The sequence below is a fragment of the Hydrogenophaga intermedia genome, from assembly GCF_023715105.1.
GTDB lineage: Bacteria > Pseudomonadota > Gammaproteobacteria > Burkholderiales > Burkholderiaceae_C > Hydrogenophaga > Hydrogenophaga intermedia_A.
Genome location: NZ_JAMBNO010000009.1, coordinates 113,169 through 138,053, shown reverse-complemented (window position 1 = coordinate 138,053; position 24,885 = coordinate 113,169). Strand labels below are relative to the sequence as shown.

Annotated in this window: 26 protein-coding genes; 12 read left to right on the top strand and 14 right to left on the bottom strand. The window is 68.4% G+C overall.

Features of this window, described 5'->3' with window-relative positions; genetic code table 11:
• Window positions 1-49: 49 nt before the first annotated feature.
• Together M3149_RS10390 and M3149_RS10385 are read left to right on the top strand one after the other, a co-directional pair.
• Entirely contained in the window at window positions 50-1,627 is a 1,578-nt protein-coding gene (locus tag M3149_RS10390) for a 3,4-dehydroadipyl-CoA semialdehyde dehydrogenase (RefSeq protein WP_251709235.1), read from the top strand.
• Window positions 1,628-1,657: 30 nt separating this feature from the next.
• Window positions 1,658-3,220 (top strand): benzoate-CoA ligase family protein, encoded by a 1,563-nt coding sequence (locus tag M3149_RS10385; RefSeq protein ID WP_251709234.1) that lies wholly within the window; start codon window positions 1,658-1,660, stop codon window positions 3,218-3,220.
• 16 nt (window positions 3,221-3,236) lie between these two features.
• Here M3149_RS10385 and M3149_RS10380 read toward each other — a convergent pair whose 3' ends face one another.
• Both M3149_RS10380 and apbC read right to left on the bottom strand, forming a co-directional pair.
• Window positions 3,237-4,088 (bottom strand): GNAT family N-acetyltransferase, encoded by an 852-nt coding sequence (locus M3149_RS10380; protein WP_251709233.1) that lies wholly within the window; start codon window positions 4,086-4,088, stop codon window positions 3,237-3,239.
• Between the two features lie 112 nt (window positions 4,089-4,200).
• Window positions 4,201-5,292, bottom strand: coding sequence for an iron-sulfur cluster carrier protein ApbC (apbC, locus tag M3149_RS10375; protein WP_251709232.1), 1,092 nt, complete (start codon window positions 5,290-5,292; stop codon window positions 4,201-4,203).
• A gap of 492 nt (window positions 5,293-5,784) precedes the next feature.
• Between apbC and metG the strand changes: the two genes are divergently transcribed.
• Entirely contained in the window at window positions 5,785-7,839 is a 2,055-nt protein-coding gene (metG, locus tag M3149_RS10370; protein ID WP_251709231.1) for a methionine--tRNA ligase, read from the top strand.
• Here the strand turns inward: metG and bamE are convergent, their stop codons facing one another.
• Window positions 7,840-8,364, bottom strand: coding sequence for an outer membrane protein assembly factor BamE domain-containing protein (bamE, locus tag M3149_RS10365; RefSeq protein ID WP_251709230.1), 525 nt, complete (start codon window positions 8,362-8,364; stop codon window positions 7,840-7,842).
• 80 nt (window positions 8,365-8,444) lie between these two features.
• On the opposite strand from bamE, the gene M3149_RS10360 reads away from it, so the two are divergent.
• Genes M3149_RS10360 through nadB form a run of 4 tightly spaced genes read left to right on the top strand, consistent with a single transcriptional unit; the run spans window position 8,445 to window position 12,833 of the window.
• The gene (locus M3149_RS10360) at window positions 8,445-10,097 is read left to right on the top strand and encodes a SulP family inorganic anion transporter (protein WP_251709229.1); all 1,653 of its coding nucleotides are present in this window, start codon (window positions 8,445-8,447) and stop codon (window positions 10,095-10,097) included.
• Window positions 10,098-10,131: 34 nt separating this feature from the next.
• Window positions 10,132-10,344: a DUF3460 family protein gene (locus M3149_RS10355; protein ID WP_251709228.1), complete on the top strand. Its 213-nt coding sequence runs from the start codon at window positions 10,132-10,134 to the stop codon at window positions 10,342-10,344.
• Window positions 10,341-11,198 (top strand): segregation and condensation protein A, encoded by an 858-nt coding sequence (locus M3149_RS10350; protein ID WP_251709227.1) that lies wholly within the window; start codon window positions 10,341-10,343, stop codon window positions 11,196-11,198. The genes M3149_RS10355 and M3149_RS10350 overlap by 4 nt, the downstream gene beginning before the upstream one ends.
• Before the next feature lie 36 nt (window positions 11,199-11,234).
• Window positions 11,235-12,833, top strand: coding sequence for an L-aspartate oxidase (gene nadB / locus M3149_RS10345; RefSeq protein WP_251709226.1), 1,599 nt, complete (start codon window positions 11,235-11,237; stop codon window positions 12,831-12,833).
• Here the strand turns inward: nadB and nadA are convergent, their stop codons facing one another.
• Window positions 12,834-13,940, bottom strand: a complete 1,107-nt coding sequence (gene nadA / locus M3149_RS10340; protein ID WP_251709225.1) for a quinolinate synthase NadA — start codon at window positions 13,938-13,940, stop codon at window positions 12,834-12,836.
• Window positions 13,941-13,949: 9 nt separating this feature from the next.
• Complete coding sequence (nadC, locus tag M3149_RS10335) at window positions 13,950-14,813, bottom strand: carboxylating nicotinate-nucleotide diphosphorylase (RefSeq protein ID WP_251709224.1); 864 nt, start codon at window positions 14,811-14,813, stop codon at window positions 13,950-13,952.
• A gap of 94 nt (window positions 14,814-14,907) precedes the next feature.
• Here nadC and panB point away from each other — a divergent pair, with 94 nt between their 5' ends.
• Window positions 14,908-15,783: a 3-methyl-2-oxobutanoate hydroxymethyltransferase gene (panB, locus tag M3149_RS10330; protein ID WP_251709223.1), complete on the top strand. Its 876-nt coding sequence runs from the start codon at window positions 14,908-14,910 to the stop codon at window positions 15,781-15,783.
• 2 nt (window positions 15,784-15,785) lie between these two features.
• On the top strand, window positions 15,786-16,637 hold the full coding sequence (panC, locus tag M3149_RS10325) for a pantoate--beta-alanine ligase (protein WP_251709222.1): 852 nt from the start codon (window positions 15,786-15,788) through the stop codon (window positions 16,635-16,637).
• 51 nt (window positions 16,638-16,688) lie between these two features.
• Here the strand turns inward: panC and M3149_RS10320 are convergent, their stop codons facing one another.
• From M3149_RS10320 to M3149_RS10305, 4 genes are all read right to left on the bottom strand, one after another.
• Complete coding sequence (locus M3149_RS10320; protein ID WP_251709221.1) at window positions 16,689-17,711, bottom strand: NAD(P)H-dependent glycerol-3-phosphate dehydrogenase; 1,023 nt, start codon at window positions 17,709-17,711, stop codon at window positions 16,689-16,691.
• A gap of 8 nt (window positions 17,712-17,719) precedes the next feature.
• Window positions 17,720-18,175, bottom strand: coding sequence for a protein-export chaperone SecB (gene secB, locus M3149_RS10315; protein ID WP_251709220.1), 456 nt, complete (start codon window positions 18,173-18,175; stop codon window positions 17,720-17,722).
• 104 nt (window positions 18,176-18,279) lie between these two features.
• The gene (gene grxC, locus M3149_RS10310) at window positions 18,280-18,546 is read right to left on the bottom strand and encodes a glutaredoxin 3 (protein WP_251709219.1); all 267 of its coding nucleotides are present in this window, start codon (window positions 18,544-18,546) and stop codon (window positions 18,280-18,282) included.
• A gap of 32 nt (window positions 18,547-18,578) precedes the next feature.
• Complete coding sequence (locus M3149_RS10305; RefSeq protein ID WP_251709218.1) at window positions 18,579-18,989, bottom strand: rhodanese-like domain-containing protein; 411 nt, start codon at window positions 18,987-18,989, stop codon at window positions 18,579-18,581.
• An 89-nt stretch (window positions 18,990-19,078) separates the two neighbouring features.
• Between M3149_RS10305 and gpmA the strand changes: the two genes are divergently transcribed.
• The 3 genes from gpmA to M3149_RS10290 all read left to right on the top strand — a co-directional run bounded on the left by gpmA (window position 19,079) and on the right by M3149_RS10290 (window position 22,210).
• Window positions 19,079-19,822: a 2,3-diphosphoglycerate-dependent phosphoglycerate mutase gene (gene gpmA, locus M3149_RS10300; protein ID WP_251709217.1), complete on the top strand. Its 744-nt coding sequence runs from the start codon at window positions 19,079-19,081 to the stop codon at window positions 19,820-19,822.
• A 145-nt stretch (window positions 19,823-19,967) separates the two neighbouring features.
• A complete protein-coding gene (locus M3149_RS10295) occupies window positions 19,968-21,446 on the top strand; it encodes a S41 family peptidase (RefSeq protein ID WP_251709216.1) in 1,479 nt (492 codons plus the stop codon).
• Window positions 21,447-21,454: 8 nt separating this feature from the next.
• Window positions 21,455-22,210, top strand: a complete 756-nt coding sequence (locus M3149_RS10290; RefSeq protein ID WP_251709215.1) for a HesA/MoeB/ThiF family protein — start codon at window positions 21,455-21,457, stop codon at window positions 22,208-22,210.
• On the opposite strand, the gene M3149_RS10285 is transcribed toward M3149_RS10290, so the two are convergent.
• From M3149_RS10285 to M3149_RS10265, 5 genes are read right to left on the bottom strand one after another with little or no spacing between them, the layout of a single operon-like run.
• Window positions 22,196-22,717, bottom strand: coding sequence for a thermonuclease family protein (locus tag M3149_RS10285; RefSeq protein WP_251709214.1), 522 nt, complete (start codon window positions 22,715-22,717; stop codon window positions 22,196-22,198). The genes M3149_RS10290 and M3149_RS10285 overlap by 15 nt on opposite strands.
• Window positions 22,718-22,727: 10 nt before the next feature.
• Window positions 22,728-22,949: a hypothetical protein gene (locus tag M3149_RS10280; protein ID WP_251709213.1), complete on the bottom strand. Its 222-nt coding sequence runs from the start codon at window positions 22,947-22,949 to the stop codon at window positions 22,728-22,730.
• Between the two features lie 49 nt (window positions 22,950-22,998).
• Window positions 22,999-23,469: a DM13 domain-containing protein gene (locus tag M3149_RS10275; protein WP_251709212.1), complete on the bottom strand. Its 471-nt coding sequence runs from the start codon at window positions 23,467-23,469 to the stop codon at window positions 22,999-23,001.
• A 52-nt stretch (window positions 23,470-23,521) separates the two neighbouring features.
• Entirely contained in the window at window positions 23,522-24,019 is a 498-nt protein-coding gene (locus M3149_RS10270; protein WP_251709211.1) for a 6,7-dimethyl-8-ribityllumazine synthase, read from the bottom strand.
• A 17-nt stretch (window positions 24,020-24,036) separates the two neighbouring features.
• On the bottom strand, window positions 24,037-24,879 hold the full coding sequence (locus M3149_RS10265) for a DUF429 domain-containing protein (RefSeq protein WP_251709210.1): 843 nt from the start codon (window positions 24,877-24,879) through the stop codon (window positions 24,037-24,039).
• Window positions 24,880-24,885: the final 6 nt, after the last annotated feature.

Below are 24,885 nucleotides of genomic sequence, written 5' to 3'. Positions count from 1 at the left end.
CAAGATAGTGCACTTTATCGCCAAGCCGGCCCACACACCAGCCCCAGACATGACACAGACCCCTCTATTGCCCAACATCGTTGCCGGAAAGGCCCAAACCGGCCAGGGCGCCGGCACCCCGTTGTTCGATCCGGTGCTGGGCACCGAACTCGTGCGTGTGAGCCGCGAGGGGCTTGATGTGGCGAGCGCCTTCCGCTTTGCGCGCGAACAAGGTGGCGCCGCGCTGCGTGCGCTCAGCTACCGTGAACGCGCCCGCCTCCTGGCTGCGGTGGTGCAGGTGCTGCAGGCCAAGCGCGACGACTACTACGCGATCGCCACCGCCAACTCGGGCACCGTCACGCGCGATTCGGCGGTCGACATCGACGGCGGCATCTTCACGCTAGGCCAGTACGCGAAATGGGGCGAAAAGCTAGGAGACGCCCTTGTGCTGCTTGACGGCGGTCGCATCCGACTGGGCAAGGACGAGGGCTTCCAGAGCCAGCACATCCTCACGCCCACGCGCGGCCTAGCATTGTTCATCAACGCCTTCAACTTCCCGAGCTGGGGTCTGTGGGAAAAGGCCGCGCCCGCGTTGCTGTCAGGCGTGCCGGTCGTGGTCAAGCCCGGCACGCCGACCGCCTGGCTCACGCAGCGCATGGTGCAGGACGTGGTCGAAGCCGGCGTGCTGCCCGCGGGCGCCCTGTCGGTGATCTGCGGCTCCTCCGCCGGCCTGCTCGACGCGCTCACGCCGTTCGACGTGCTGTCTTTCACCGGCTCGGCCGAAACCGCGGCCGTGATCCGCAGCCATGCGGCGGTGGCGCAACGCTCGGTGCGCGTGAACATCGAGGCCGACAGTCTCAACAGCGCCCTGCTCGACCCGTCGGCCACCGCCGACAGCGAAGCGTTCAAGCTCTTCGTGGCCGAGGTGGTGCGTGAGATGACGGTCAAGAGCGGGCAGAAATGCACCGCGATCCGCCGCGCCTTCGTGCCGCGCGCGCTGTACGACGCTGCGGCCGAAGCCATCGGCGCCAAGCTGGCGAAAACGACCGTGGGCAACCCGCGCAACGAAGCGGTGCGCATGGGCGCGCTGGTGAGCCGCGCGCAGTTCAACAGCGTGCGCGAGGGCCTGGCGCAACTGCTGAGCGAAGCCACGCCCCTGTACGACGGTCGCACCCAGGCGCTGGTGGACGCGGACGCTGCGGTGGCCGCCTGCGCGCAGCCGGTGTTGCTGGGCACCACCGACCCGGTGGCTGCGCGCGTGCTGCACGAGGTCGAGGTGTTCGGCCCGGTGGCCACGCTCATGCCCTACGACAACGAGGCCCAGGCCTTCGAGCTGATCCGCCGCGGCCAAGGCTCGCTCGTGGCGTCGGTCTACAGCGCCGACGCGGCCTTCACCGCCCGAGCCGCGCTGGAACTGGCCGACAGCCACGGCCGCGTGCACGCCATCTCGCCCGAGGTGGCGCAATCCCAGACCGGCCACGGCAACGTGATGCCGCACTCGCAACACGGCGGCCCCGGCCGCGCGGGCGGCGGCGAGGAGCTCGGCGGCTTGCGCGCGCTCAACTTCTACCACCGCCGCAGTGCGGTGCAGGCACACACTGGCGCGCTGGACGCGCTGGCCAATCAGGCGACAACCCTGAGCCTCTGACACAACACGCCCCCAAAGAGGAGACACCCCATGAGCCAGCCCGATGTGGCCGCACCGCCGGCACGCTTCAACTTCGCACGTCACCTGATCGAACGCAACGCCGCGCGGGCAGGCAAGGCGGCCCTGATCGACGATCAGGGCCGCCTGAGCTACGGCGAACTCGCCGATGCGGTGGCGCGCTTCAGCGGCGCGCTTCGAAGCCTGGGCCTGCGTCGCGAAGAACGCGTGCTGCTGTTCGCGCACGACAGCAGCGACTGGGTGGTGGCCTTCCTCGGCGCGCTGCACGCGGGCGTGGTGCCGGTCGCCATCAACACCCTGCTGCCGGCCAAGGACGTCGCCTACATGCTGGGCGACAGCCGCGCGCAGGCCGTCATCGCCTCGGGCGCCTTGCTGCCCACGCTGCAGGAGGCCATGGCGCTGGGCGGCCATGAGGTGAAGCACCTGATCGTCTCGCGCGGCAGCGCCCTGCCGGCCGGGGCCCAGGCGTTCGACGCGCTTCTTCAGGGTGCTTCACCCGCAGAAGCGGCGGACACCCACGCCGACGAGCCCGCGTTCTGGCTCTACTCCAGCGGCTCCACCGGCGCACCCAAGGGCACGGTGCACACGCAGGGCAACCTGTACTGGACGGCCGAGCTCTACGGCCGCGGCGTGCTGCGGATGCGCGAGAGCGACACCGTGTTCTCGGCCGCCAAGCTGTTCTTTGCTTACGGACTGGGCAACGCGCTGAGCTTTCCGCTCAGCGTGGGCGCCAGCGTGGTGCTGATGGCCGAGCGGCCGACGCCGCAGGCGGTGTTCAAGCGCCTGACCGAGCACCAGCCCACCATCTTCTGCGGCGCACCCACCGGCTACGGCGGCATGCTCGCCAGCCCCGAACTGCCGCCCCGCAAAGCGGTCGCGCTGCGCCTGTGCTCCTCGGCCGGCGAAGCCCTACCGCAAGACATCGGCGAGCGCTGGACGCGTCATTTCGGCGTCGAGATCATCGACGGCATCGGCTCCACCGAGATGCTGCACATCTTCCTGTCCAACGTGCCGGGCAAAGTGCGCTACGGCACCACCGGTTTTCCGGTGCCCGGCTACGCGGTGGAACTGCGTGGCGAGGACGGGCAGCCGGTACCGGACGGCGAGATCGGCGACCTCTACATCCAGGGCCCGAGCGCGGCGCTGCTGTACTGGAACAACCGCGCCAAGAGCCGTGACACGTTCCAGGGCGGCTGGACCAAGAGCGGTGACAAGTACCTGCGCAACGCCGACGGCACCTACACCTACGCCGGTCGCAACGACGACATGCTCAAGGTCAGCGGCATCTATGTGAGCCCGTTCGAGGTGGAGGCCACGCTGGTGCAGCACCCCGCGGTGCTGGAGGCCGCGGTCATCGGCAAGGAAGACAACGACGGCCTGACCAAGACGAAGGCGTACGTGGTGCTCAAGCCTGGCCAGCAGGCCAGCGCGGCCGACCTGCAGGCCTTCGTGAAAGAGCGCCTGGCGCCCTACAAGTACCCACGCTTCATCGAGTTCCTGGACGAGTTGCCCAAGACCGCGACCGGCAAGATCCAGCGCTTTCGGCTGCGCGAACGCGAGAAGGCGGCCGGCTGAGGCACGGCAGGCGCTGCTAGCCGATCTCGAGCGCCGTGAGCGCGTACTGGCGCGCGAGGTCGATGTGCGGCGCCGGGCCGCGGTACATGCGGGCGGTGGGAAACCCCGCCACCATGCCATGGCGCTCGGCCAGGGCAATGGCCTCGCGGTTGGGCTCGGGAACGTCCAGCCAGACCGGTTCGCGCAGCACCACGCAGCCCAGCAAGGCATCGAGCAGCGCGTCGGCGATCTCGGGTGTGTCGGCGCACAGCGGGCCGATCTTGTGTCCGTGGGTGCAGGCGCGCACCACGCCATAGCCGCGCAGACGGCCGTCCTGCAGCCAGCCCAGGGCCATGCCATGGCGTTGCTGGATCCAGGCCTGCAGGAACACCGGGCGCGGCTCGGGATGAAAGGCGCGGTCGTAGGTCGCCAGGGTTGAAAACGGCAAACCGGTGAGCTTGACGATGTGCGGATCGCGCGGACGCGGCGAACGCCCGGTGGCCTGGTAGCGTCGGTTGTGCCACGCGAGGTCGAACCCGCTGCGCCGGTAGTTGGATTGCTGCTCGACCACACCATCGAGCCCCACGACGCAGCCCTTGAGGTGGTCGAGCGCCGCATTCCACACCGCCAGACCCAGGCCGCGCCCGCGCCAGGGCGGGCGCACGATGTACAGGCCGAGGAAGCCGTAGCTCACGCTGTAGCGCAACCCGCTCACCGAGGCCACGGGCTCGTCGTCCACACGCGCCATGAAATGGCCGCGGACATCGATGGGGTGGAAGATGTCGGTGTCCTGCCGGCCGGGGTTCCAGCCCTCCTGGTCGGCCCATTGCAGGGCCAGGCCCAGGTCGGCGCGCGACATGCGCTGGATGTGGTGGTTCCGGTGCTGCATCGCGGTGCGCTCCTTCGGTGAAGCACCGATGACACCGCAATCCGCCGCCGCGGCCCATACCCCCGCGGCGGTATTCCCACCCCGGGGGAAACACCAACCCGCAGGGCGTGCGTCAGGTCTCTTTCGAGATCTTGATGCTCGGGAACTTGGACGAGAAGTCCTTGGCCTTGGCCGCGATCTTGATCGCCACCTGACGCGCCACGCCCTTGTACAGGCCAGCGATCTCGCCGTCGGGGTCGGCCACCACGGTGGGCATGCCGCTGTCGGCCTGCACGCGGATGCTCATGTTCAGCGGCAGTGCGCCCAGGTAGTCCATGCCGTACTCGGCGGCCATGTTCTTGCCGCCATCGGCGCCGAAGATGTGCTCGACGTGACCGCATTTCTCACACACGTGCACGGCCATGTTTTCCACGATGCCCAGAATGGGCACGCCCACCTTCTCGAACATCTTGATGCCCTTGCGCGCGTCGAGCAATGCAATGTCCTGCGGCGTGGTGACGATCACCGCACCGGTGAGCGGCACGCGCTGCGACAGCGTGAGCTGGATGTCGCCGGTGCCGGGAGGCATGTCGACGATGAGGTAGTCGAGATCCTTCCAGTTGGTCTGGCGCAGCAGCTGCTCCAGCGCCTGCGTGGCCATCGGGCCGCGCCAGATCATGGCCTCGTCGCGGTCGATCAGGAAACCGATCGAGATGCACTGGATGCCGTAGTTTTCCAGCGGCTCCATGGTCTGGCCGTCGGCGCTCTCGGGCCTGCCTTCGATGCCGAGCATCATGGGCTGGCTCGGGCCATAGATGTCGGCGTCGAGCACGCCCACCTTGGCGCCCTCGGCGGCCAGGGCCAGGGCCAGGTTGACGGCGGTGGTGCTTTTGCCCACGCCGCCCTTGCCCGAGGCCACGGCGATGATGTTCTTGACGTTGGGCATGAGTTGCACGCCGCGCTGCACGGCGTGCGGGATGACCTTGGTGGCGAGGTTCACCGACACGTTTTCCACGCCCGGCACGGAGCGGGCGGCCGCGATCAGCGCCTTGCGCAGCGCGGGCATCTGGCTCTTGGCGGGGTAGCCGAGCTCGACGTCGAACGACACGTCGCCGTCGTGCACCTGCAGGTTCCTGAGCGCCTTGGTGGTGACGAAATCGCGCCCGGTGTTCGGGTCCTGCACGGCTTGCAGCGCCTGCATCAGCGCCTGTTGATCGACGGACATGGGGAAATGGCTCCAGGGGAAAGTGGGGTCTGCGCGCGGCCAGCGGGGGCCGGGCGTTGCTCTGCGGCGGCGGCAAGTCTACCGTCCGGGCTCCCGGGACGTGATTCACACAGGGGGAGTACGGACTTGTTGGCTGGCCCGCGCCGTATTTCACTCGAAGACCTCGCCTGCTCGCGGTCGCGGGGTACTTCACTCCGCGGCTGTCCCCCGGACCGCTGCGCGGTCCTCCTCCTTTATGCCGCTGCGTGAAGCACCCCACACCCGCGCGCTGAAGCGGCAGCCGGGCACGCCAGCAACGAGCGTCCACGAGGGCCTTGGTGATCGGGGTGTCCGATGGAGCGAAGTAAAGGAGGAGGATCGGGCTACAAGCCCGATCCGGGGGACATGAGCGGAATCGGACACCCCGGTCGCCAAGGCCCGGCGCGGCCGGAGAACGCCAGAGCAAACCGCCGAGTCCCTAAAATCCCCGATTCCCCAGAAGAAAGCCCCGCCATGAGCCCGCGCCGCCTGTTCGTCACCACCGCCCTGCCCTACGCCAACGGCCACTTCCACATCGGCCACATCATGGAATACATCCAGGCCGACATCTGGGTGCGGTTCCAGCGCATGCAGGGGCACGAGGTGCACTTCGTCTGTGCCGACGACGCCCACGGCGCGCCGATCATGATCGCGGCCGACAAGGCGGGCAAGACGCCGCAGCAGTTCGTGGCCGACATCGCCGCCGGCCGCAAGCCCTACCTTGACGGCTTTCACATCGGCTTTGACAACTGGCACAGCACCGACGCGCCCGAGAACCACGAGCTCGCGCAGCAGATCTACAAAGACCTCAAGGCCAACGGCCTGATCGAGACCCGCACCATCGAACAGTTCTTCGACCCTGAGAAGAACATGTTCCTGCCCGACCGCTTCATCAAGGGCGAGTGCCCCAACTGCCACGCCAAGGACCAGTACGGCGACAACTGCGAGGTTTGCGGCAAGGTCTACAGCCCCACCGACCTGATCAACCCCTACTCGGCGCTCTCGGGCGCCAAGCCGGTGCTGAAAAACTCCGAGCACTTCTTCTTCAAGCTCTCCGATCCGCGCTGCCTGGATTTCCTGAAGGACTGGACCCACAGTGGCGCGGTGCAGCCCGAGGTGCTCAACAAGATCAGCGAGTGGATCGCGCCCGACGAACACGGCAACACCAAGCTCGGCGACTGGGACATCTCGCGCGACGCGCCCTACTTCGGCATTGAGATCCCCGACGCACCGGGCAAGTACTTCTACGTGTGGCTGGACGCGCCGGTGGGCTACCTGGCCTCGCTCAAGAACTGGCTGGGCAAGCAAGGCATCGACTACGACGCCTTCATGGCCGACCCGCACACCGAGCAGATCCACTTCATCGGCAAGGACATCATCACCTTCCACACGCTGTTCTGGCCGGCCATGCTGCACTTCAGTGGCCGCAAGACACCCAACGCCGTGTTCGTGCACGGCTTTCTCACCGTCAACAACGGCGAGAAGATGAGCAAGAGCCGCGGCACCGGGCTGGACCCGCTGAAGTACCTCAGCCTGGGCATGAACCCGGAGTGGCTGCGCTACTACCTGGCCGCCAAGCTCTCGCCGCGCAACGAAGACATCGACTTCAACCGCGAGGATTTCATGCTGCGGGTCAACAGCGACCTCGTGGGCAAGTTCATCAACATCGCCAGCCGAGCCGCCGGCTTCATTGCCAAGCGCTTTGGCGGCCGACTGGGCACGGCATCGGCCGACGGCGCCACGCTGCTGCAGGCGTTGCAGGCACGCGCCGATGGGGTGGCTGCCCTGTTCGACAGCCGCGAGTACGGCAAGGCGTTGCGCGAGATCATGGCGCTGGCCGACCAGGTGAACGCCTACGTGGACCAGAACAAGCCTTGGGAGCTCGCGAAGCAGGAAGGTCAGGACGCGCGCCTGCACGACGTGTGCAGCACCTGCATCGAAGCCTTCCGCCTGCTCACGCTCTACCTCAAGCCGGTGCTGCCCGCACTGGCAACGCAGGTCGAGGCCTTCCTTCAGGTCAAGCCGCTGCGCTGGGCCGATGCCGCCGGCCTGCTCGGCCCGGGCCACGCCATCAACCCCTACCAGCACCTCATGCAGCGCGTGGACGTGAAGCAGCTCGACGCCCTGTTCGAGCCGCCGCCGGCGCCGGTGGAAGCCGCACCGCTGCCCGGTGGCGAGGCCATCGCCGAGACCATCACCATCGACGACTTCGCGAAGATCGACCTGCGCATCGCGCAGATCGTGGAATGCGAGCGCGTGGAGGGCTCCACCAAGCTGCTGCGCCTGACGCTCGACGTGGGCGAGGGGAAAACGCGCAACGTCTTCAGCGGCATCGCCAGCGCCTACCAGCCCGAACAGCTCAAGGGCAAGCTCACGGTGCTGGTGGCCAACCTGGCGCCGCGCAAGATGAAGTTCGGCGTGAGCGAAGGCATGGTGCTGGCGGCGAGCCACGCCGACGAGAAAGCCGAGCCGGGCATCTACGTGCTCGAACCGACGGTCGGCGCGAAGCCGGGCATGCGGGTGCGCTGATCAGCGTCGCTGCAGGTCCGGGTCGGGCATGATGCCCGAGCGAATGACGCGCAAGTCGCGGTCGTAGGCGACGCTGAAGATCATCGGCTCGGTCTGGCCCTTGGGCTGGAAGCGCCAGTCCTGGCTGGTTTCACCGTTGAGGGCAAAGGTCTGCACCCTGCGCGGCTTGCCGAGCAGGCGGCGCACCTGCTCCATCGCCATGCCGGGCTGCACCTGGGCGAAGTTCTCTTCGGTGAGCACCTGCGACACCTTCACCAGCACGCCGTCGGCACCGACGGTGATCATGTAGTTCACCACACCCTCGGGCTGGCGGTTGTACTCGTAGATCTGGGCGCCGTCGGCACCCTCCCACACCGCCTCGGGCGGGCCGAACTTCTCGCGCACATCGGCGTCGGTGGAAACGCCAGGCTCCAGCTCGGCGATGTTCTGCAGGTCACAGGCGCCGACGAACCCCACCGCGGCCAGGGCGGCGGTGATCAGGCGGCCCAGGCGCCACCAGGCGCTGGTCGTGTCGGGTCGGGTCATGCGACGCTCTCCATCAGGCTCGGGCCGCGCAGTGTAGGCCGTGACGCGGCGGCTTGCGTAGCCATCGGTAACATCGCTCCATGGCCAATCTGCCCCCGCTGGCGTCGTTCCGCCCCCGTTTGATGGCGGACCTGCGCGACTACGACCGCGCCCGCCTGGGGCGCGACGTGGGGGCCGGCCTCACGGTGGGCATCGTGGCGCTGCCCCTGGCCATGGCGTTCGCCATCGCCAGCGGGCTGCCGCCACAGGCCGGCCTGTGGACGGCCATCATCGGCGGGCTGCTGGTGTCCGCGCTGGGTGGCACCTCGGTACAGATCGCCGGCCCCGCGGGCGCCTTCATCGTGATCGTCTACGGCATCGTCGAGCGCTATGGCCTGGCCAACCTGCTGATCGCCACCGCCAGCGCGGGCGTGCTGCTGTTCTTGCTGGGCCTGTTCAAGCTCGGCGCGCTGGTGCGCTACGTGCCCGTGAGCGTGGTGATCGGCTTCACCAACGGCATCGCGGTGCTGATCGGTCTGTCGCAGTTGCGCGATCTGCTGGGCCTGCAGGTGGAGAAGATGCCGGCGAGCTTCTTCGGCCAGATGCACACCCTGGCCACGCACGCACAGAGCTGGAATCCGTGGGCGCTGCTGCTGGGCCTGCTTTGTGTGCTCGGCCTGTTCATCTGGCCGCGGTTGTGGGCCGCCGATTCGCGCTTTCGCCGGCGCATCGAGGCGCTGGAGGTACCGGGCGCGCTGCGCGCCACCTCGCGTATCCCGGGCCCGGTGATCGCCCTGGTCACGCTCTCGCTGCTGGCCTGGGCCATGCAATGGCCGGTGGAGACCATCGGCACGCGTTTCGGCGGCATTCCGCAGGGCCTGCCGGCCTTCGTGCTGCCCGACTTTTCGTGGGAAACCGTGCGCCTGCTGGTCACGCCCACGCTCACCATCGCGCTGCTGGGCGCGGTGGAGTCGCTGCTGTGCGCGCGGGTGGCCGATCAGCTCTCCGACACGCCCAAGCACGACCCCAACCAGGAACTCATGGCGCAAGGCGTGGCCAATGCGGTGGTGCCGTTCTTTGGCGGCATGCCGGTCACCGGCACCATCGCGCGCACGGTCACCAACATCCGCGCCGGGGCCACCTCGCCCATCGCGGGCCTGGTGCATTCGGCCACGCTCGCCCTGGTGGTGCTGGCGGCGGCGCCGCTGGCCTTTCACATCCCGCTCGCGGTGCTGGCCGGGGTGCTGCTGTTCGTGGCCTGGAACATGGGTGAGTGGCGCGAGTTCGCGCGCCTGAAGCATTTCAGCAACCACTACCGGCTCATGCTGCTGAGCACCTTCGCCGTCACCATCGTGTTCGACCTCACGGTGGCGGTGGAGCTGGGCCTGGTGCTGGCGGTGGTGCTGTTCGTGCGCCGCCAGCAGGACATCTTTCGCGTCGAGCCGGTGGGCAGTGCCGAAGGTCAGCAAACCTGGCGCCTCTACGGCTCGCTGTTCTTCGGTGCGGTCACGAAGATCGACCCAATGATCGACGCCGTGCAAGGCGCGCCCGGCCCGGTGCACCTGGTGCTGGATGCCCACATGATGGTTTCGCTCGACACCACCGGGCTGGACGCGCTGGAGCAATTGCACAAGGCGGTGCAGCGCCGCGGCGGGCGGATGCAGATCACCGGCCTGCAACCCCAGCCGGCCTCGCTGATGCAGCGTTCTGGCTTTGCCGACCGACTGGCCGGCGCGAACGGGGCTGGCCGGTAAAATGGCCGGTTTCCCGCCCCGGATAAGCCACGCCATGTCGTTCTTTCGCCGCCCCGACTACCGCTCCGAAGCCACCGAGTTCATCGACCAGCTCAAGGCCAGCCGCCCCGGGCTGGAGCAGGCGCAGCGCCAGGGCCGCGCGCTGCTGTGGGACAAGCAGATCGACCGCGAACTCGCTGCCCAGGCAGAGGCCGCCCGCGTGGCGCAGAAGCCCTACGTCTACCAGACCGAGCCCGGCTTGAAGTGAGCAACGAGCCGGCGCCGATCCTCGACGAGGCCCCGCAAGGCCTGGACGAGGTGCTGCCCAACGTGGTGGACGGCGTCGCGCTCGCGCGGCTGTATGGCGAGCCGCTGTTCAAACTCCCGCAGGACCTGTACATCCCGCCCGACGCGCTGCGCGTCTTCCTCGAAGCCTTCGAGGGCCCGCTGGACCTGCTGCTTTACCTGATCCGCAAGCAGAACTTCAACATCCTCGACATCCCGATGGCCGGCGTGACGCGCCAGTACCTCGCCTATGTCGAGGAGATCCGCGCCAGCAACCTCGAACTCGCGGCCGAGTACCTGCTGATGGCCGCGATGCTGATCGAGATCAAGTCGCGCATGCTGCTGCCGCCCAAGAAGACGGCCGAGGGCGAAGAAGCCGAAGACCCGCGCGCCGAGCTGGTGCGCCGACTGCTCGAGTACGAACAGATGAAGCTCGCCGCGCAGCGCCTCTCTGAAGTGCCACAGTATGGACGCGACTTCCTGCGCGCGCAGGTCTATGTGGAGCAGGCCCTGGTGCCGCGCTTTCCTGACGTCAATGCACTGGACCTGCAAAGCGCCTGGCGCGACATCCTCAAGCGCGCAAAGCTGGTGCAGCACCACAAGATCAGCCGCGAGGAACTCTCGGTGCGCGAGCACATGAGTATCGTGCTGCGCAAGCTGCAGGGTCGCCAGTTCGTCGAATTCGGTGAGCTGTTCGACGTGAGCAAGGGCCAGCCGGTGCTGGTCGTCACCTTCATCGCCATGCTCGAGCTGGCCAAGGAAACCCTGATCGAGCTGACCCAGGCCGAGGCCTTCGCACCGATCTACGTGCGCCTGGCGTACACCACGGCCGCCTGAGCCGCCGGGGCCGCGCCGCCAACCCATACCCGCCCCATGACCCAAGAATTCGACGTGCTGGTGATCGGCAGCGGCCTGGCCGGACTGACCACCGCGCTGCACCTGTCGGCCACGCACCGCGTGGCCGTGATCACCAAACGCGCCCTGCTCGACGGCTCCAGCAACTGGGCGCAAGGCGGCATCGCGGCCGTGCTGGCCGAAGGCGACAGTTACGCGTCACACGTAGAGGACACGCTGGTGGCCGGTGCCGGCCTGAGCGACCGTGAGGCGACCGAGTTCACCGTCAAGAACGCGCCCGCAGCGATCGCCTGGCTGCAAGAGCTGGGCGTTCCCTTTTCCACCGAAGCCGGCGAGCTGCACCTCACGCGCGAAGGCGGCCACAGCCACCGTCGCATCGTGCACGCGGCCGACGCCACCGGCGCTGCCGTGCAGGCCACGTTGGTACAGCGCGTGAAAGACACGCCCGGCATCACGGTGTTCGAGCACCACATGCTGGTGGACCTCATCACCGACCGCCGTGTGCCGGGCTCGGGCAGCGGGCACCGCTGTTTCGGCGCCTACGTGCTCGACACCGTGCGCGACGAGGTGGTCACCTTCACCGCGCGACACACCGTGCTGGCCACGGGCGGCGCGGGCAAGGTCTACCTCTATACCACCAACCCCGACACCGCCACCGGCGATGGCATCGCCGCGGCCTGGCGCGCGGGCTGCCAGGTGGCGAACATGGAGTTCATCCAGTTCCACCCCACCTGCCTCTACCACCCGCACGCCAAGAGCTTTCTCATCACCGAGGCGGTGCGCGGTGAGGGCGGCATCCTCAAGCTGCCGCCGCACCTGGGTGACCTGGGCGGCCACCGCTTCATGCCCGACCACGACCCGCGCGCCGAACTCGCGCCGCGCGATGTGGTGGCGCGCGCGATCGACTACGAAATGAAGAAGCACGGCCTGGACTGCGTGCACCTGGACATCTCGCACCAGAGCCCCGAGTTCCTGCGCGAGCACTTCCCCAACATCCTGGCGCGCTGCGCGGAGCTGGGCATCGACATCACGAAGGAGCCGATTCCCGTGGTGCCGGCCGCGCACTACACCTGCGGCGGCGTGGTGACCGACCTCGATGGCCGCACCGAGATCGGCGGCCTGTACGCGGTGGGTGAGACCACCTGCACCGGCCTGCACGGCGCCAACCGGCTGGCGAGCAATTCACTCGTGGAATGCATGGTGTTTGCGCAGGCCGCCGTGGGTGCCATCCGCAGCGCACCGCTGGGCGCCCCACCCGCGCTGCCCGAGTGGGACGACAGCCGCGTGACCGATGCCGACGAGATGGTGGTGATCTCGCACAACTGGGACGAGCTGCGCCGCTTCATGTGGGACTACGTGGGCATCGTGCGCACCAACAAGCGGCTGGAGCGCGCGGCGCACCGCATCACCCTGCTGCAGCGCGAGATCCAGGAGTTCTACGCGCAATTCCACGTCACGCGCGACCTGCTGGAGCTTCGCAACCTGGTGCAAGTGGCCGACCTGATCGTGATGTCGGCCATGCTGCGCCACGAAAGCCGTGGCCTGCACTTCAGCCTGGACTACCCGGACATGCTGCCGCAAGCCAAGCCGACCATCCTGGTACCGCCCGGGCGCTGATCACGCGGCGCCGATGTCGGGCACCAGGGCGCCTGCGTCGTGCCCTGCCTTGTGCGCGGCGGTGAAGGCCAGCATGCGGTCGATCGGCAGGCGCGCGCGCGGGATCAGCGCGGGGTCGACATGGATCTGGTTGCGCCCGGTTTCGAGCACCGCGGCCACGCCGGCCAGGCCGTTCATGGCCATCCAGGGGCAGTGCGCGCAGCTCTTGCAGGTGGCGCTGTTGCCCGCGGTGGGTGCCTCGATGAAGAGCTTGCCCGGGTTCTGCTGGCGCAGCATGTGCATCATGCCCTTGTCGGTGGCCACGATGTACTCGGGCGCGTCGAACTCGCGCGCGGCCTTGAGGATGCCTGAGGTGGACCCCACCGCATCGGCCAGCGCGATCACGTCAGCCGGGCTTTCGGGGTGCACCAGCACCTTGGCCTGCGGGTGCTGCTTCTTGAGCTCGGCCAGCTCGAAGGCCTTGAACTCGTCGTGCACGATGCACGAGCCGTTCCACATCAGCATGTCGGCGCCCGTCTCGCGCTGGATGTAGGCACCCAGGTGCTTGTCGGGCGCCCACAGGATCTTGTGACCCTTGTCCTTGAGCGCACGCACGATGTCCAGCGCACAGCTGCTCGTGACGAGCCAGTCGCTGCGCGCCTTCACCGCCGCGCTGGTGTTCGCGTAGACCACCACCGTGCGGTCGGGGTTGGCGTCGCAGAAGGCGCTGAACTGCTCGATCGGGCAGCCGAGGTCAAGCGAGCAGGTCGCATCGAGATCGGGCATGAGCACGGTCTTCTCGGGGCTCAGGATCTTGGCCGTCTCGCCCATGAAGCGCACGCCCGAGACCACCAGCGTGGTGGCCGGGTGGTCCCGGCCGAAGCGGGCCATCTCCAGCGAATCGCTCACGATGCCGCCGGTCTCGATGGCGAGGTCCTGCAGGTCCGGGTGCACGTAGTAGTGCGACACCATGACCGCATTGCGCTCCTTGAGCAGCCGCTTGATCTTCTCCATGAGCTCGGCGCGCTGCTTCGGCCCGGGCTCGACCGGCACCCGTGCCCAGGCGTGCTGCGTGGGGCAGGCGGGCTGTTCGTATTCGACGTCGATGATGTCTGCGGCCTGGCTCATGGTGTCACCTCACAGCGCTTCGAAGCGCATGGAAAAATCAATTGCCTTGACGTCCTTGGTCAGGGCACCGATGGAGATGCGGTCCACCCCGGTTTCTGCAAGGGCCCGCACGGTGGACAGATTCACACCACCCGAGATCTCCAGGATGGCGCGGCCCGCGTTGCGGCGCACCGCCTCGCGCAGCGTGGGCAGGTCCATGTTGTCGAGCAGCACCATGGTGGCGCCGCTGGCCAGGGCTTCGTCCAGTTGCGCCAGCGTTTCGACCTCGATCTCCACGAAACGCGCCGCCGGCGCCGTCTCGCGCACGCGCTGCAGCACCTGCGCCACGCCGCCTGCGGCGGCGATGTGGTTCTCCTTGATCAGCACGGCGTCGAACAGGCCGATGCGGTGGTTCACGCCCCCCCCGGTCTTGACCGCGTACTTCTGTGCCAGCCGCAGGCCGGGCAGCGTCTTTCGCGTGTCCACGATGGCTGCGCGCGTGCCCGCCACGGCGGCGACGTAGGTGGCGGTCACCGTCGCCACGGCCGAGAGCAGTTGCAGGAAGTTGAGCGCCGTGCGCTCAGCCGACAGCAGCGGCTGCGCGCGACCTTCGATGGTGAGCACGGTCTGCCCGGGCTGGCAGCGCGCACCCTCGGCCACGTGCCAGGTGAGCGTGGCCTGCGGATCGAGCGCGTGCACGGCAGCGTTCACCCACGGAGTGCCACAGATCACGGCGCTTTCGCGCGCGAGGATGCGCGCGCGCGCCGGGCGCTGCGGGTCGATCAGCGCGGCCGTCAGGTCACCGGTGGCCACGTCTTCGGCCAGGGCGCGCGCCACCTCCTGCGCGGCCAGGGCGGCGAGGTCGTTGGCGTCGAATTCGGAGAGGTGTTTCATCGTGGAGAACAGGGCGCTTGAGAGGCGCCCGAATGGTGCGATGCACTATAGTCCGCCATTCTCGTTCACCGCCCGGCATTTGCCGGTCTCCGACATGAGCAACCCCACCCCCGCCACGCCCTACGGCACGCTGCCGTCGGCATCGCCGCTGCCCGCGCGCAAACCCGTGAGCCTGCCGCGTCTGGCCGAGCTGCGCGAGCGCGGCGAGAAGATCACCATGCTCACCGCGTACGACGCCACCTTCGCGGCGGTGGCCGACGCGGCGGGCGTCGAGTGCATTCTGGTGGGCGACTCGCTCGGCATGGTGTGCCAGGGCCTGGCCAGCACCGCCGGCGTCACGCTGGAAACCATGGCCTACCACGTGGAGAGCGTGGCGCGCGGCCTTCGCCGCGTGCAGGGCACGGCCTGGCTGCTGGGCGACCTGCCCTTTGGCAGCTACCACGAGTCGAAGGAACAAGCGATGCGCAGCGCGGCGCAACTGGTGCACGCGGGCGCGCACATGATCAAGCTCGAAGGCGGTGGCTGGACGGCCGAGGTGGTGCGCTTCCTGGTCGAACGCGGCATTCCCGTCTGCGCCCACCTGGGTCTCACGCCCCAGACGGTGCACGCGCTCGGCGGATACCGCGTGCAGGGCCGCGACGACACGGCCGCCCTCACGCTCAAGCGCCACGCGCTCGAACTGCAGGACGCCGGCGCCACCATGCTGGTGCTGGAGATGGTGCCCGCCGCACTGGCGACCGAGATCACGCAACAACTGCCGCGCTGCCACACCATCGGCATCGGCGCCGGCAAGGGCACGGCCGGCCAGGTGCTGGTGATGCACGACATGCTGGGCATCAACCTCGGCAAGAACCCGAAGTTCGTGCGCAACTTCATGGACGGCGCGAGCTCGGTTCGTGAGGCCATGGCCGCTTACGTGGCGGCCGTGAAGAACGGCAGCTTTCCCGACGATTCCCTGCACGCCTGGTGACCATGCAAGTCGTCCACACCATCGCCGACCTGCGGGCGGCGCTGCGGCCCTTCAATGCGCCCGCCCTCGTGCCCACCATGGGCAACCTGCACGCCGGACACCTGGCCCTGGTGAAGGCCGCGCGCCCGCTGGGCGACGTGACGGTGGCGAGCATCTTCGTCAACCGACTGCAGTTCGCGCCGCACGAGGATTTCGACACCTACCCGCGCACGCTCCAGGCCGACTGCGAAAAGCTCGCGGCCGCGGGCTGCGACGTGGTCTTTGCGCCGAGCGAGCGCGACATGTACCCCGAACCGCAAGGCTTCAAGGTGCTGCCCCCGCCCGACCTGGCCGACATTCTCGAAGGCCACTTCCGCCCCGGCTTCTTCACGGGCGTGTGCACGGTGGTCATGAAGCTGTTCCAGATCGCCTTCGCGGAGGCCAAGGGCCGGCGCACGGCCGTGTTCGGGCAGAAGGACTACCAGCAGCTCATGGTGATCCGGCGCATGGTCAGGCAGTTTGCGCTGCCGATCGACATCGTGGCCGGCCCCACCGAGCGCGCGCCCGACGGGCTGGCACTGAGTTCGCGCAACGGCTACCTGAGCGAGGCCGAACGCGCTGAAGCGGTGCAACTCTCGCTGGCGCTGCGCGCGCTCGGGCGCGATGCCCTGGCCGCAGCCGATGACCTGCAGCGCCACTTGCCGGCGCTGGAAGCGCGCGCGATGCAGGGCCTGGCTGCGCGCGGCTGGAAGCCCGACTACCTGTGTGTGCGCCGCCGCGAAGACCTGCAGCCGCCACAGCCCGGCGATGCGCTCGTCGTGCTGGGCGCCGCCTGGCTGGGCAAGACCCGCCTCATCGACAACCTGGAGATCTGACCGTCCGCTGCGGCGCCAGCGCCGGCCGCGCTCGTGCGAGCCGTGCCTGGTTCAGGCGCTTTCGCGCTTGGGGTCGCGCCCCATGAGTTCGACCACCGCCTGCGCGGGTTGCAGCCTGCCTTCCAGCAGCGCCACCACCGCCTCGGTGATGGGCATGTCCACGCCGAGCAAGCGGGCGCGCTGCGCCACCGTTTGTGCGCTGTACACGCCCTCGGCCACGTGGCCCAGGGAAGCCACCGCCTGTGCCAGCGTCTGTCCGCGCGCCAGCAACAGGCCGATCTGGCGGTTGCGCGACAGGTCGCCGGTGGCGGTGAGCACCAGGTCGCCCAGGCCAGAGAGGCCCATGAAGGTCTCGGGCCGTGCGCCGAGCGCCACGCCCAGGCGGGTGATCTCGGCCAGGCCGCGCGTGATGAGCGCGGCGCGCGCGTTCAGGCCCAGGCCAAGGCCGTCGCACAGGCCGGTGGCAATGGCCAGCACGTTTTTCACCGCACCGCCCACCTCGACACCGGCCACGTCGTCGTTGGCATACACCCGCAGCGTGGGGCCGTGAAAGGCCGCGACGAGGGCGTCGCGCACGCCCGCATGGGCGCTGGCGGCCACCAGCGCGGTGGGCTGGCCGCGCGCCACTTCCTGCGCGAAGCTGGGGCCACTGAGCACACCGGTGTGCAGCGTGGGCGCCACCTCGGCCGCGATCTCATGACCGAGCAGGCCGGGCTGGTCGGCGGCGCGAGCGCGCTCGAAGCCCTTGCACAGCCAGGCCACCGGCACCGGCAGGGCCGCCAATGCGGTGAGCCACTCGCGCAGCGCTGCCATGGGCGTGGCGATGATGACGAGACCGGCATCGGCCGTCAGCGCGCGGGCATCACCGCCGGCCACGTCCAGCGTGTCCGGCAGGGCATGACCGGGGAGGTAGCGGGTGTTCTCGCGACGCGCCTGGATGTCGCGCGCCTGGCCGGCGTCGCGGGCCCAGAGCGTCACGCGCGCCGCCCCGTGGCGGGCCGCGCCGATGGCCAGCGCGGTGCCCCAGGCGCCGGCGCCCAGCACCAGGGTGCGCGGCGGGGGCGCGGCTGTCATGGGCTCGCTCAGGTGATGATGCGCGGCGCGTCAGCGCTTTCCTGCGCCTGCTGCTGCTCGTACATGGCCTGGAAGTTGATCTCGGCCAGATGCACGGGCGGGAAACCACCGCGCTGGATGATGTCGGCCACGTTGCCGCGCAGGTAGGGGTAGACGATCTGCGGGCAGGCGATGCCCATGATCGGGCCCATCTGGTCCTGCGGGAGGTTGCGGATCTCGAAGATGCCAGCCTGCTTGCACTCGACCAGGAACACCGTGCGGTCCTTGATCTTGGTCGTCACGGTGGCCGCCACGCGCACCTCGTACACACCATCGGCCACGGGCTGGGCATCGACGCCGAGCTGGATGTCCACCGTGGGCTGCTCCTGCTCGAGCAGGATGGCCGGCGAGTTGGGCTGCTCCAGCGAGGCCTCCTTGAGGTAGATGCGCTGGATCTGGAAGACGGGGGTGTCGTTGTCGGCCATGGTGTCTCTCGGGTGTCGGGAATGCGAAAGCCCGCCGGGGATGTTCCCTCAGCGGGCACAGCCTTCGATTATGTCAGCCGCGGCTGGCGCGGCCATGTCGGGCGTCAGGCCGCCTGCAGCAGGGGTGCCAGGCCGCCACGCGCGTCCAGCGCATGCAGGTCATCGCAGCCACCCACATGGGTGTCGCCGATGAAGATCTGCGGCACGCTGGTGCGACCGGTGAGCTCGGTCATGCGCGAGCGCAACTCGGGCCTGCCGTCGACCACGATCTCTTCGTAGTCGGTCACGCCGCGCGCCTGCAACAGCGCCTTGGCACGGTGGCAGTAGGGGCAGTAGTCGCTGGAGTAGATGGTGACTTTGCTGGAGGACATGCGCAAACCCGTGGAACCCGAACGCCCGATGATCAGGTTTTTTCCACGGGCAGGCTGGCGGCGCGCCAGGCACCCATGCCGCCGGTCAGGGATTGCGCCTTCTCGTAGCCCAGCTTCTTCGCCACCGCCACGCCACGGTTGGCACGCGCGCCGTTCGGGCACACCAGCACCAGCGGCAACCCCTTGTTCTTCACCGCGCCGGGCAGCTTGGCCTCCAGCTCGTCCAGCGGCAGGTTCTTCGCGCCGATGATGTGACCGGCCTCGAACTCCTTGGCATCGGACACATCGACCACCACCGCCTTCTCGCGGTTGATGAGCATCACCACGTCGTTGGCGTTGAGGGTACCCGCGCGGCCGCCGGCCTTGACCGCGGGCCAGACCAGCATGGCGCCGGAGGCGAACGCGACGGCGATGAGGACCCAGTTGTCGATGAAAAAGCTCACGGTGGCACCTTGGCGAATCTGCAAAGCCCGGGATTTTAGAATGACGGGCTTTGCCGGTCCGCTCCCCCAACCTCCTTGCCCTTCGCGCCATGTACAAGCTCGTCCTGATCCGCCACGGCGAATCCACCTGGAACCTCGAGAACCGCTTCACCGGCTGGACCGACGTGGACCTCACGCCCACCGGCGTGAGCCAGGCGATGTCGGCCGGTCAGTTGCTCAAGGCCGAGGGCTACGACTTCGACATCGCCTACACCAGCGTGCTCAAGCGGGCCATCCACACGCTCTGGTACGTGCTGGACGCCATGGACCGCACCTGGCTGCCGGTGGTGAAGAACTGGCGCCTGAACGAGCGCCACTACGGCGCGCTGCAGGGCCTGAACAAGGCAGACATGGCCGCGAAATACGGCGATCAGCAGGTGCTGGTCTGGCGCCGCAGCTACGACACCCCCCCGCCGGCCCTGGAGCCCACCGACCCGCGCTGCGAACGCGGCGATCGCCGCTACGCCCGGCTCAAGCCCGAGGAAGTGCCGCTGACCGAGTGCCTCAAGGACACCGTGGCGCGCGTCATCCCGTTCTGGAGCGAGGCGCTGGCGCCGGCCATCCAGTCGGGCAAGCGCGTGGTGGTGGCAGCGCACGGCAACAGCATCCGCGCGCTGGTGAAGTACCTGGACGGCATCTCCGACGCCGACATCGTGGGCCTGAACATCCCCAACGGCATCCCGCTCGTCTATGAACTGGATGCCGACCTCAAGCCGATCCGCCATTACTACCTGGGCGACGCCGAAGCGGCAGCCCGCGCCGCCGCGGCGGTGGCCGCACAGGGCAAGGCCTGAGAACCGGGCACCGGACGAACCGCACACCCGTCGGGAAAACCAGCCCCCAAGGGCGGGAACCCCCGGGGCATGCCACCCTCCAAGGTGTATATTGGCCCAGCAGGGGTTTGACAGGCCCTTGCGCGTTCTCCCAAAGGTGTTTTCCATGACGAAACAGGCGGCTTCCAAGCTCAAGATCGCTGGCTGGGTGGCCATCGGTGCCGTGGCCGGTGCCCTGACCACCGTGCAGTTGCAGGCCGTGGCCCGCAACACCCTCGCCCCGCTGCCGCTGGAAGAGCTGCAACAGCTCGCCGCCGTCTTTGGCATGGTCAAGACCGACTATGTCGAACCGGTCGACGAGAAAAAGCTGATCTCCGACGCCATCTCGGGCATGGTGGCCAGTCTCGATCCGCACTCGCAATACTTCGACAAGAAGTCCTTCAAGGAATTCCGCGAGGGCACCAGCGGCCGCTTCGTCGGCGTGGGCATCGAGATCACGATGGAGGACGGTCTGGTCAAGGTCGTCTCGCCGATCGAGGACTCGCCCGCCTTTCGTGCCGGCCTCAAGAGCGGCGACCTGATCACCAAGATCGACGACACCGCCGTCAAGGGCCTGAACATCAACGAGGCCGTCAAGCTCATGCGCGGCGAGCCGCGCACCAAGGTCTTGCTGACCGTGCTGCGCCGCGACGAGAACCGCAGCTTCACCGTCAACATCACGCGCGAAGAGATCAAGACCGTGAGCGTGAAGTCGCGCACCGTCGAACCCGGCTACGCCTGGGTGCGCGTGTCGCAGTTCCAGGAACGCACCACCGAGGACTTTGCGCGCAAGCTGGAAGAACTCTACCGCGCCGACCCGAACATGAAGGGCCTGGTGCTCGACCTTCGCAACGACCCGGGCGGCCTGCTCGACGCGGCCGTGGCGCTCTCGGCCGTGTTCCTGCCCGAGAACGTGACCGTGGTGTCCACCAATGGCCAGTTGGCCGACAGCAAGTTCACCTACAAAGCGATTCCGCAGCACTACCTGCGCCGCGGCGGCAGCGACCCGGTGCGCCGACTGACCGAAGCCACCAACGGCATCTACAAGCGCATCCCGCTCGTGGTGCTGGTCAACGAAGGCTCGGCATCGGCCAGCGAGATCGTGGCCGGCGCCCTGCAGGACCACAAACGCGCCACCATCATGGGCAGCCAGACCTTCGGCAAGGGCTCGGTGCAGACGGTGCGCCCGCTCGGGCCCGACACCGGCCTCAAGCTCACCACGGCGCGCTACTACACACCGTCGGGCACCTCGATCCAGGGCAAGGGCATCGTGCCCGACGTGCTGGTGGACGAAACCCCGGACGGCAACCTGTTCGCTGCGCTGCGCACGCGCGAGGCAGACCTGAACAACAGCCTGGGCGGCGCGCCGCACGGCGGCATGACGGATGCTCAGCGCGACGCCGAGCAAAAGCGTGAGGAAGCCCGCGAGGCGGCGCGCAAGAAGCTCGAAGAGGAAGCACGCAAGGCCCCGGGCCAGCGCTTGGTGCCCGAGTTCGGCAGCGAGAAGGATTTCCAGCTGCAGCAGGCACTCAACCAGCTCAAGGGCCGCCCGGTGCTGGTGAGCAAGTCGCTGAGCGTGCGCACCGAAGAGAAGAAAGAGAACTGAGTGGCGCGGTGAACGACGCCCAGCTGCTGCGCTATTCGCGCCACATCCTGCTCGAAGAGATCGGTGTCGAGGGCCAGGAGAAGCTCCTGGCCTCGCACGCGCTGGTGATCGGCGCCGGTGGCCTGGGCTCACCGGTGGCGCTGTATCTCGGCAGCGCCGGCGTTGGCCGCATCACCGTGGTCGACCACGACACGGTCGACGAAACCAACCTGCAGCGCCAGATCGCGCACAACCTGGCCCGCGTGGGCCGGCCCAAGGCCGAATCGGTGCGCGAGGCCGTGGCCGCGATCAACCCCGACGTCCAGCTCACCCCGCTGGTGCAGCGCGCCGATGCAGCACTGCTCGACACGCTGGTGCCCACAGCCGATGTGGTGATCGACTGCAGCGACAACTTTGCCACCCGGCACTTGCTCAACCGCGCCTGCGTGAGGCACCGCAAGCCGCTGGTCTCGGGCGCCGCCATCCGTCTGGACGGTCAGCTGAGCGTGTACGACGCGCGCCAGCCCGAAGCGCCCTGCTACGCCTGCGTCTTCCCGGAGGACAGTGGCGTGGAGGAGGTGCTGTGCGCCACCATGGGCGTGTTCGCGCCGCTGGTGGGCATCGTGGGTACGCTGCAGGCGGCCGAGGCGCTCAAACTGCTCGGTGGCATGGGTTCGCGGCTGGTGGGGCGGCTGCTCATGATCGAAGGCCGCGATCTCTCGTTCAACGAGATCGCGCTGCCGCGCCGGCCGCACTGCCCGGTCTGCGGCTCAACGCACGGCTGAGAGCGCCCGCGGCGGGTTTGCGCACGGCCCGTGCTGGCGGCGAAAGTCGCGTGGCGGCTGCGGCGTCTCGTCGGCGAACAGCCCGCGCCGATCACGCCGCGCCGCGTCTTCCGCACCCGTGTACGGTCCACGGCCGCGCCAGCGATGGGCCCAGGCGTACCCCGATTGCACCAGCCAGCGGTTGATGTCATCGCCACGCGACGTCAAACGCACGATGCCGCGGCCGTAGTCATCGCTCGCTCGCTCTGTCACCTGAACCATCTCGCCCAGCACGCGTTCAGCGAGTGCATCGCGCGCCGCCAGGCCACCGGTCTGGCAGATCTCGGGGGCGTCGATACCGTCCAGGCGCAACTTGCGCCAACGCCCGCCCGCGGCGGGCTGCACCCAGACCGTGTCGCCGTCGAACACACGCACCACGCGCGCGTCGTAGGGTTCGGGCTGGTCAGCCCAGGCGCTGGCGGCCAGCGCCCAGAGCAACCAGGCCAGCGCGCGCAAACCAGGATTCACGCGGTGCGCATCAGCCCTTGCGGCCACCCATGATGAGCAGCACCACCCCAACGGCAATGGCGCCGATGCCGGCCCACACCGGCACGTTGACGGTCTCTTCCTGCTTGACCGAGAGCTCCAGCGGGCCCAGCTTCACGGCCTCGGACTCCTTGGTGTAGCTGAAGCTGCCCATCACGAGGCCGATGGCCCCGGCCGCGATGAGCACGACACCGACCACTTTGGCGAAATTCATACGATGTTCCTCTGGCGCGTTGAAGAACCCCGATGATGCACCAGCGTATTCAGCGGTACTGCGCAGCGGTGATGAACTCGTTGAAGGTCTCGCACCACACGATGACCGTGGTGTAGCGCTGCAGGTCCACGCCCGGCGGCAGGTCGACGATGAAGTTCTCGAAGGTCTTCACATCGCCCACGCGCTGCATCTGCGGTTTCAAGCGCGCGAAGTCGGCCTCGGTTTCGACGAATTCAGGCGCGAGGTAGAGCTTGTAGTCCGGCCCCGGGGCCAGGCGTCCCTGCAGCACGATGCGCTGCGGCCCCACGCTCACCGTGCCTTCGCCCCAGTGCAGGGCGTCGCTGTCTTTCAGGTCGCGGCGGAAGGTACCGGTGAAGCTGGCGCCCTGGGCGGCGCCAGCCACGGCCTGCGCGCTGGGCGCGGGCGGAGCGATCAGCAGCGGCAGCGTGTAGATGCCGGCCGCGAAGCCGATGGCCAGGAACAGGCCATGGGTGAAGAGCAGGATGACGGTACGTCGCATGGTGATCTCCGTTCAGGGGCGTCACCGTGCGTCGCCAGCCATGGCCAAGGCCTTACACGCGTGCGTCGAGGGCGCGCAGGCCGGCCACGGTGAGCAGCACCGCCTGCGCCGCCTCGGTGCCCTTGGCACCGAAATGCTGCTGCAGGAACTTGCGGTGCTCCACGTGTTCGTGGAAGTGGTGTGGCGCCTGCACGGCACAGATCACGGGCACGCCCGTCTGCAACTGCACGTCCATGAGCGCCTGCACCACGGTGCTGGCCACGAAATCATGGCGGTACACGCCGCCGTCAACCACCAGCGCGCTGCCCACCACCGCCGCGTAGCGACCCGATTGCGCCAGCCGCTGCACGTGCAGCGGAATCTCGAACGCCCCCGCGACATCGAACACGTCGATGGCCTCGGAGCCAAAGCCGGCGCGGGCCATCTCGGCGAAGAAGGCATCGCGGGAACGCTGCACGATGTCGGCGTGCCAGGACGCTTCGACGAAGGCAAAGCGCAGATCGCGCGGCAGTTGGGGCAGTTCAGTGGGTTGGGGGGCTTCTTGGGGCATGGAAGGCATTGTAGGAATCAGGCGCTCACGATCCAGCCTTCGAGCGGATCGAAGGCCGGCAGGCCCCAGCGCGGGTGACCCGCCTGGTGCTGCTGCAACGCCCAGGCGGCCTGCAGCAGGCACAGCACAGCATCGAGCCGGTCGCCGCTGGCATCGTCGGCCAACGCGTCGCGCTGCGCGTGGCTGAGTTTGAGGCGCAAGCCGGCCGCCTGCAGCGCGGGCGCCTGACCGTTCTCCAGCGCGTTGATCAACGTCTTGCGCGCAATCAGGCGCTCGGGCGTCTGCCTGGCCTTGTCGTCGCTCTTGTACGAGGTGCTGCCGAGCACGCTGCGCGCGAGCAGGCCCGGGTAGGCCTCGAGCGCGACGCGCTGCGCATCGCCTTCGCTCAGGCCTGGCAACCGCACGCCGGCTGCAATCAGGCGCGGCACGCCCGCGTGCAGCATGAACGCCACCGGCGGGTTGACCCATTTCATGCTGGGGCTGGAGCCTGCGGGAGCGTCGGCGGCGCGGTGCGCGAACTTGGACCCCACGGGCCGTGCGGCGCAGAAGGCAGCAAACGTGTCGCGAATGGCATCGCGCGACAAGGCACCGTAATGCGCCATGCAGGCTCGCCAGTCGGTGGGCCAGCCCAGCGTTTCCACCAGTTCGCGTGGCAGACCGAAGGGCAGATCGAAGCCGCCCACCCAGGGGCCTGGGGCGCACAGGCGCTCGCCCCAGGCGTCGAGCGATTCGTAGGTCTCGATGGCGTCGAGCAAAACGCGGCCGCGCTGGCTGCGGCCCACAGCCAGCGTGACGGGCTTGCGCTTCGAGGGGGCGCTCGTGAAATCGCAACCGAGCAGGGTGAAGTCCGCGGTGTTCATGGGTCG

Excerpts from the sequence above, each read along its gene's own strand:
- M3149_RS10390 (WP_251709235.1), top strand. The coding sequence starts at position 50 with ATGACACAGACCCCTCTATTGCCCAACATCGTTGCCGGAAAGGCCCAA.
- M3149_RS10385 (WP_251709234.1), top strand. The coding sequence starts at position 1,658 with ATGAGCCAGCCCGATGTGGCCGCACCGCCGGCACGCTTCAACTTCGCA.
- M3149_RS10380 (WP_251709233.1), bottom strand. The coding sequence starts at position 4,088 with ATGCAGCACCGGAACCACCACATCCAGCGCATGTCGCGCGCCGACCTG.
- apbC (WP_251709232.1), bottom strand. The coding sequence starts at position 5,292 with ATGTCCGTCGATCAACAGGCGCTGATGCAGGCGCTGCAAGCCGTGCAG.
- metG (WP_251709231.1), top strand. The coding sequence starts at position 5,785 with ATGAGCCCGCGCCGCCTGTTCGTCACCACCGCCCTGCCCTACGCCAAC.
- bamE (WP_251709230.1), bottom strand. The coding sequence starts at position 8,364 with ATGACCCGACCCGACACGACCAGCGCCTGGTGGCGCCTGGGCCGCCTG.
- M3149_RS10360 (WP_251709229.1), top strand. The coding sequence starts at position 8,445 with ATGGCCAATCTGCCCCCGCTGGCGTCGTTCCGCCCCCGTTTGATGGCG.
- M3149_RS10355 (WP_251709228.1), top strand. The coding sequence starts at position 10,132 with ATGTCGTTCTTTCGCCGCCCCGACTACCGCTCCGAAGCCACCGAGTTC.
- nadB (WP_251709226.1), top strand. The coding sequence starts at position 11,235 with ATGACCCAAGAATTCGACGTGCTGGTGATCGGCAGCGGCCTGGCCGGA.
- nadA (WP_251709225.1), bottom strand. The coding sequence starts at position 13,940 with ATGAGCCAGGCCGCAGACATCATCGACGTCGAATACGAACAGCCCGCC.
- nadC (WP_251709224.1), bottom strand. The coding sequence starts at position 14,813 with ATGAAACACCTCTCCGAATTCGACGCCAACGACCTCGCCGCCCTGGCC.
- panB (WP_251709223.1), top strand. The coding sequence starts at position 14,908 with ATGAGCAACCCCACCCCCGCCACGCCCTACGGCACGCTGCCGTCGGCA.
- panC (WP_251709222.1), top strand. The coding sequence starts at position 15,786 with ATGCAAGTCGTCCACACCATCGCCGACCTGCGGGCGGCGCTGCGGCCC.
- M3149_RS10320 (WP_251709221.1), bottom strand. The coding sequence starts at position 17,711 with ATGACAGCCGCGCCCCCGCCGCGCACCCTGGTGCTGGGCGCCGGCGCC.
- secB (WP_251709220.1), bottom strand. The coding sequence starts at position 18,175 with ATGGCCGACAACGACACCCCCGTCTTCCAGATCCAGCGCATCTACCTC.
- grxC (WP_251709219.1), bottom strand. The coding sequence starts at position 18,546 with ATGTCCTCCAGCAAAGTCACCATCTACTCCAGCGACTACTGCCCCTAC.
- gpmA (WP_251709217.1), top strand. The coding sequence starts at position 19,079 with ATGTACAAGCTCGTCCTGATCCGCCACGGCGAATCCACCTGGAACCTC.
- M3149_RS10295 (WP_251709216.1), top strand. The coding sequence starts at position 19,968 with ATGACGAAACAGGCGGCTTCCAAGCTCAAGATCGCTGGCTGGGTGGCC.
- M3149_RS10280 (WP_251709213.1), bottom strand. The coding sequence starts at position 22,949 with ATGAATTTCGCCAAAGTGGTCGGTGTCGTGCTCATCGCGGCCGGGGCC.
- M3149_RS10275 (WP_251709212.1), bottom strand. The coding sequence starts at position 23,469 with ATGCGACGTACCGTCATCCTGCTCTTCACCCATGGCCTGTTCCTGGCC.
- M3149_RS10270 (WP_251709211.1), bottom strand. The coding sequence starts at position 24,019 with ATGCCCCAAGAAGCCCCCCAACCCACTGAACTGCCCCAACTGCCGCGC.
- M3149_RS10265 (WP_251709210.1), bottom strand. The coding sequence starts at position 24,879 with ATGAACACCGCGGACTTCACCCTGCTCGGTTGCGATTTCACGAGCGCC.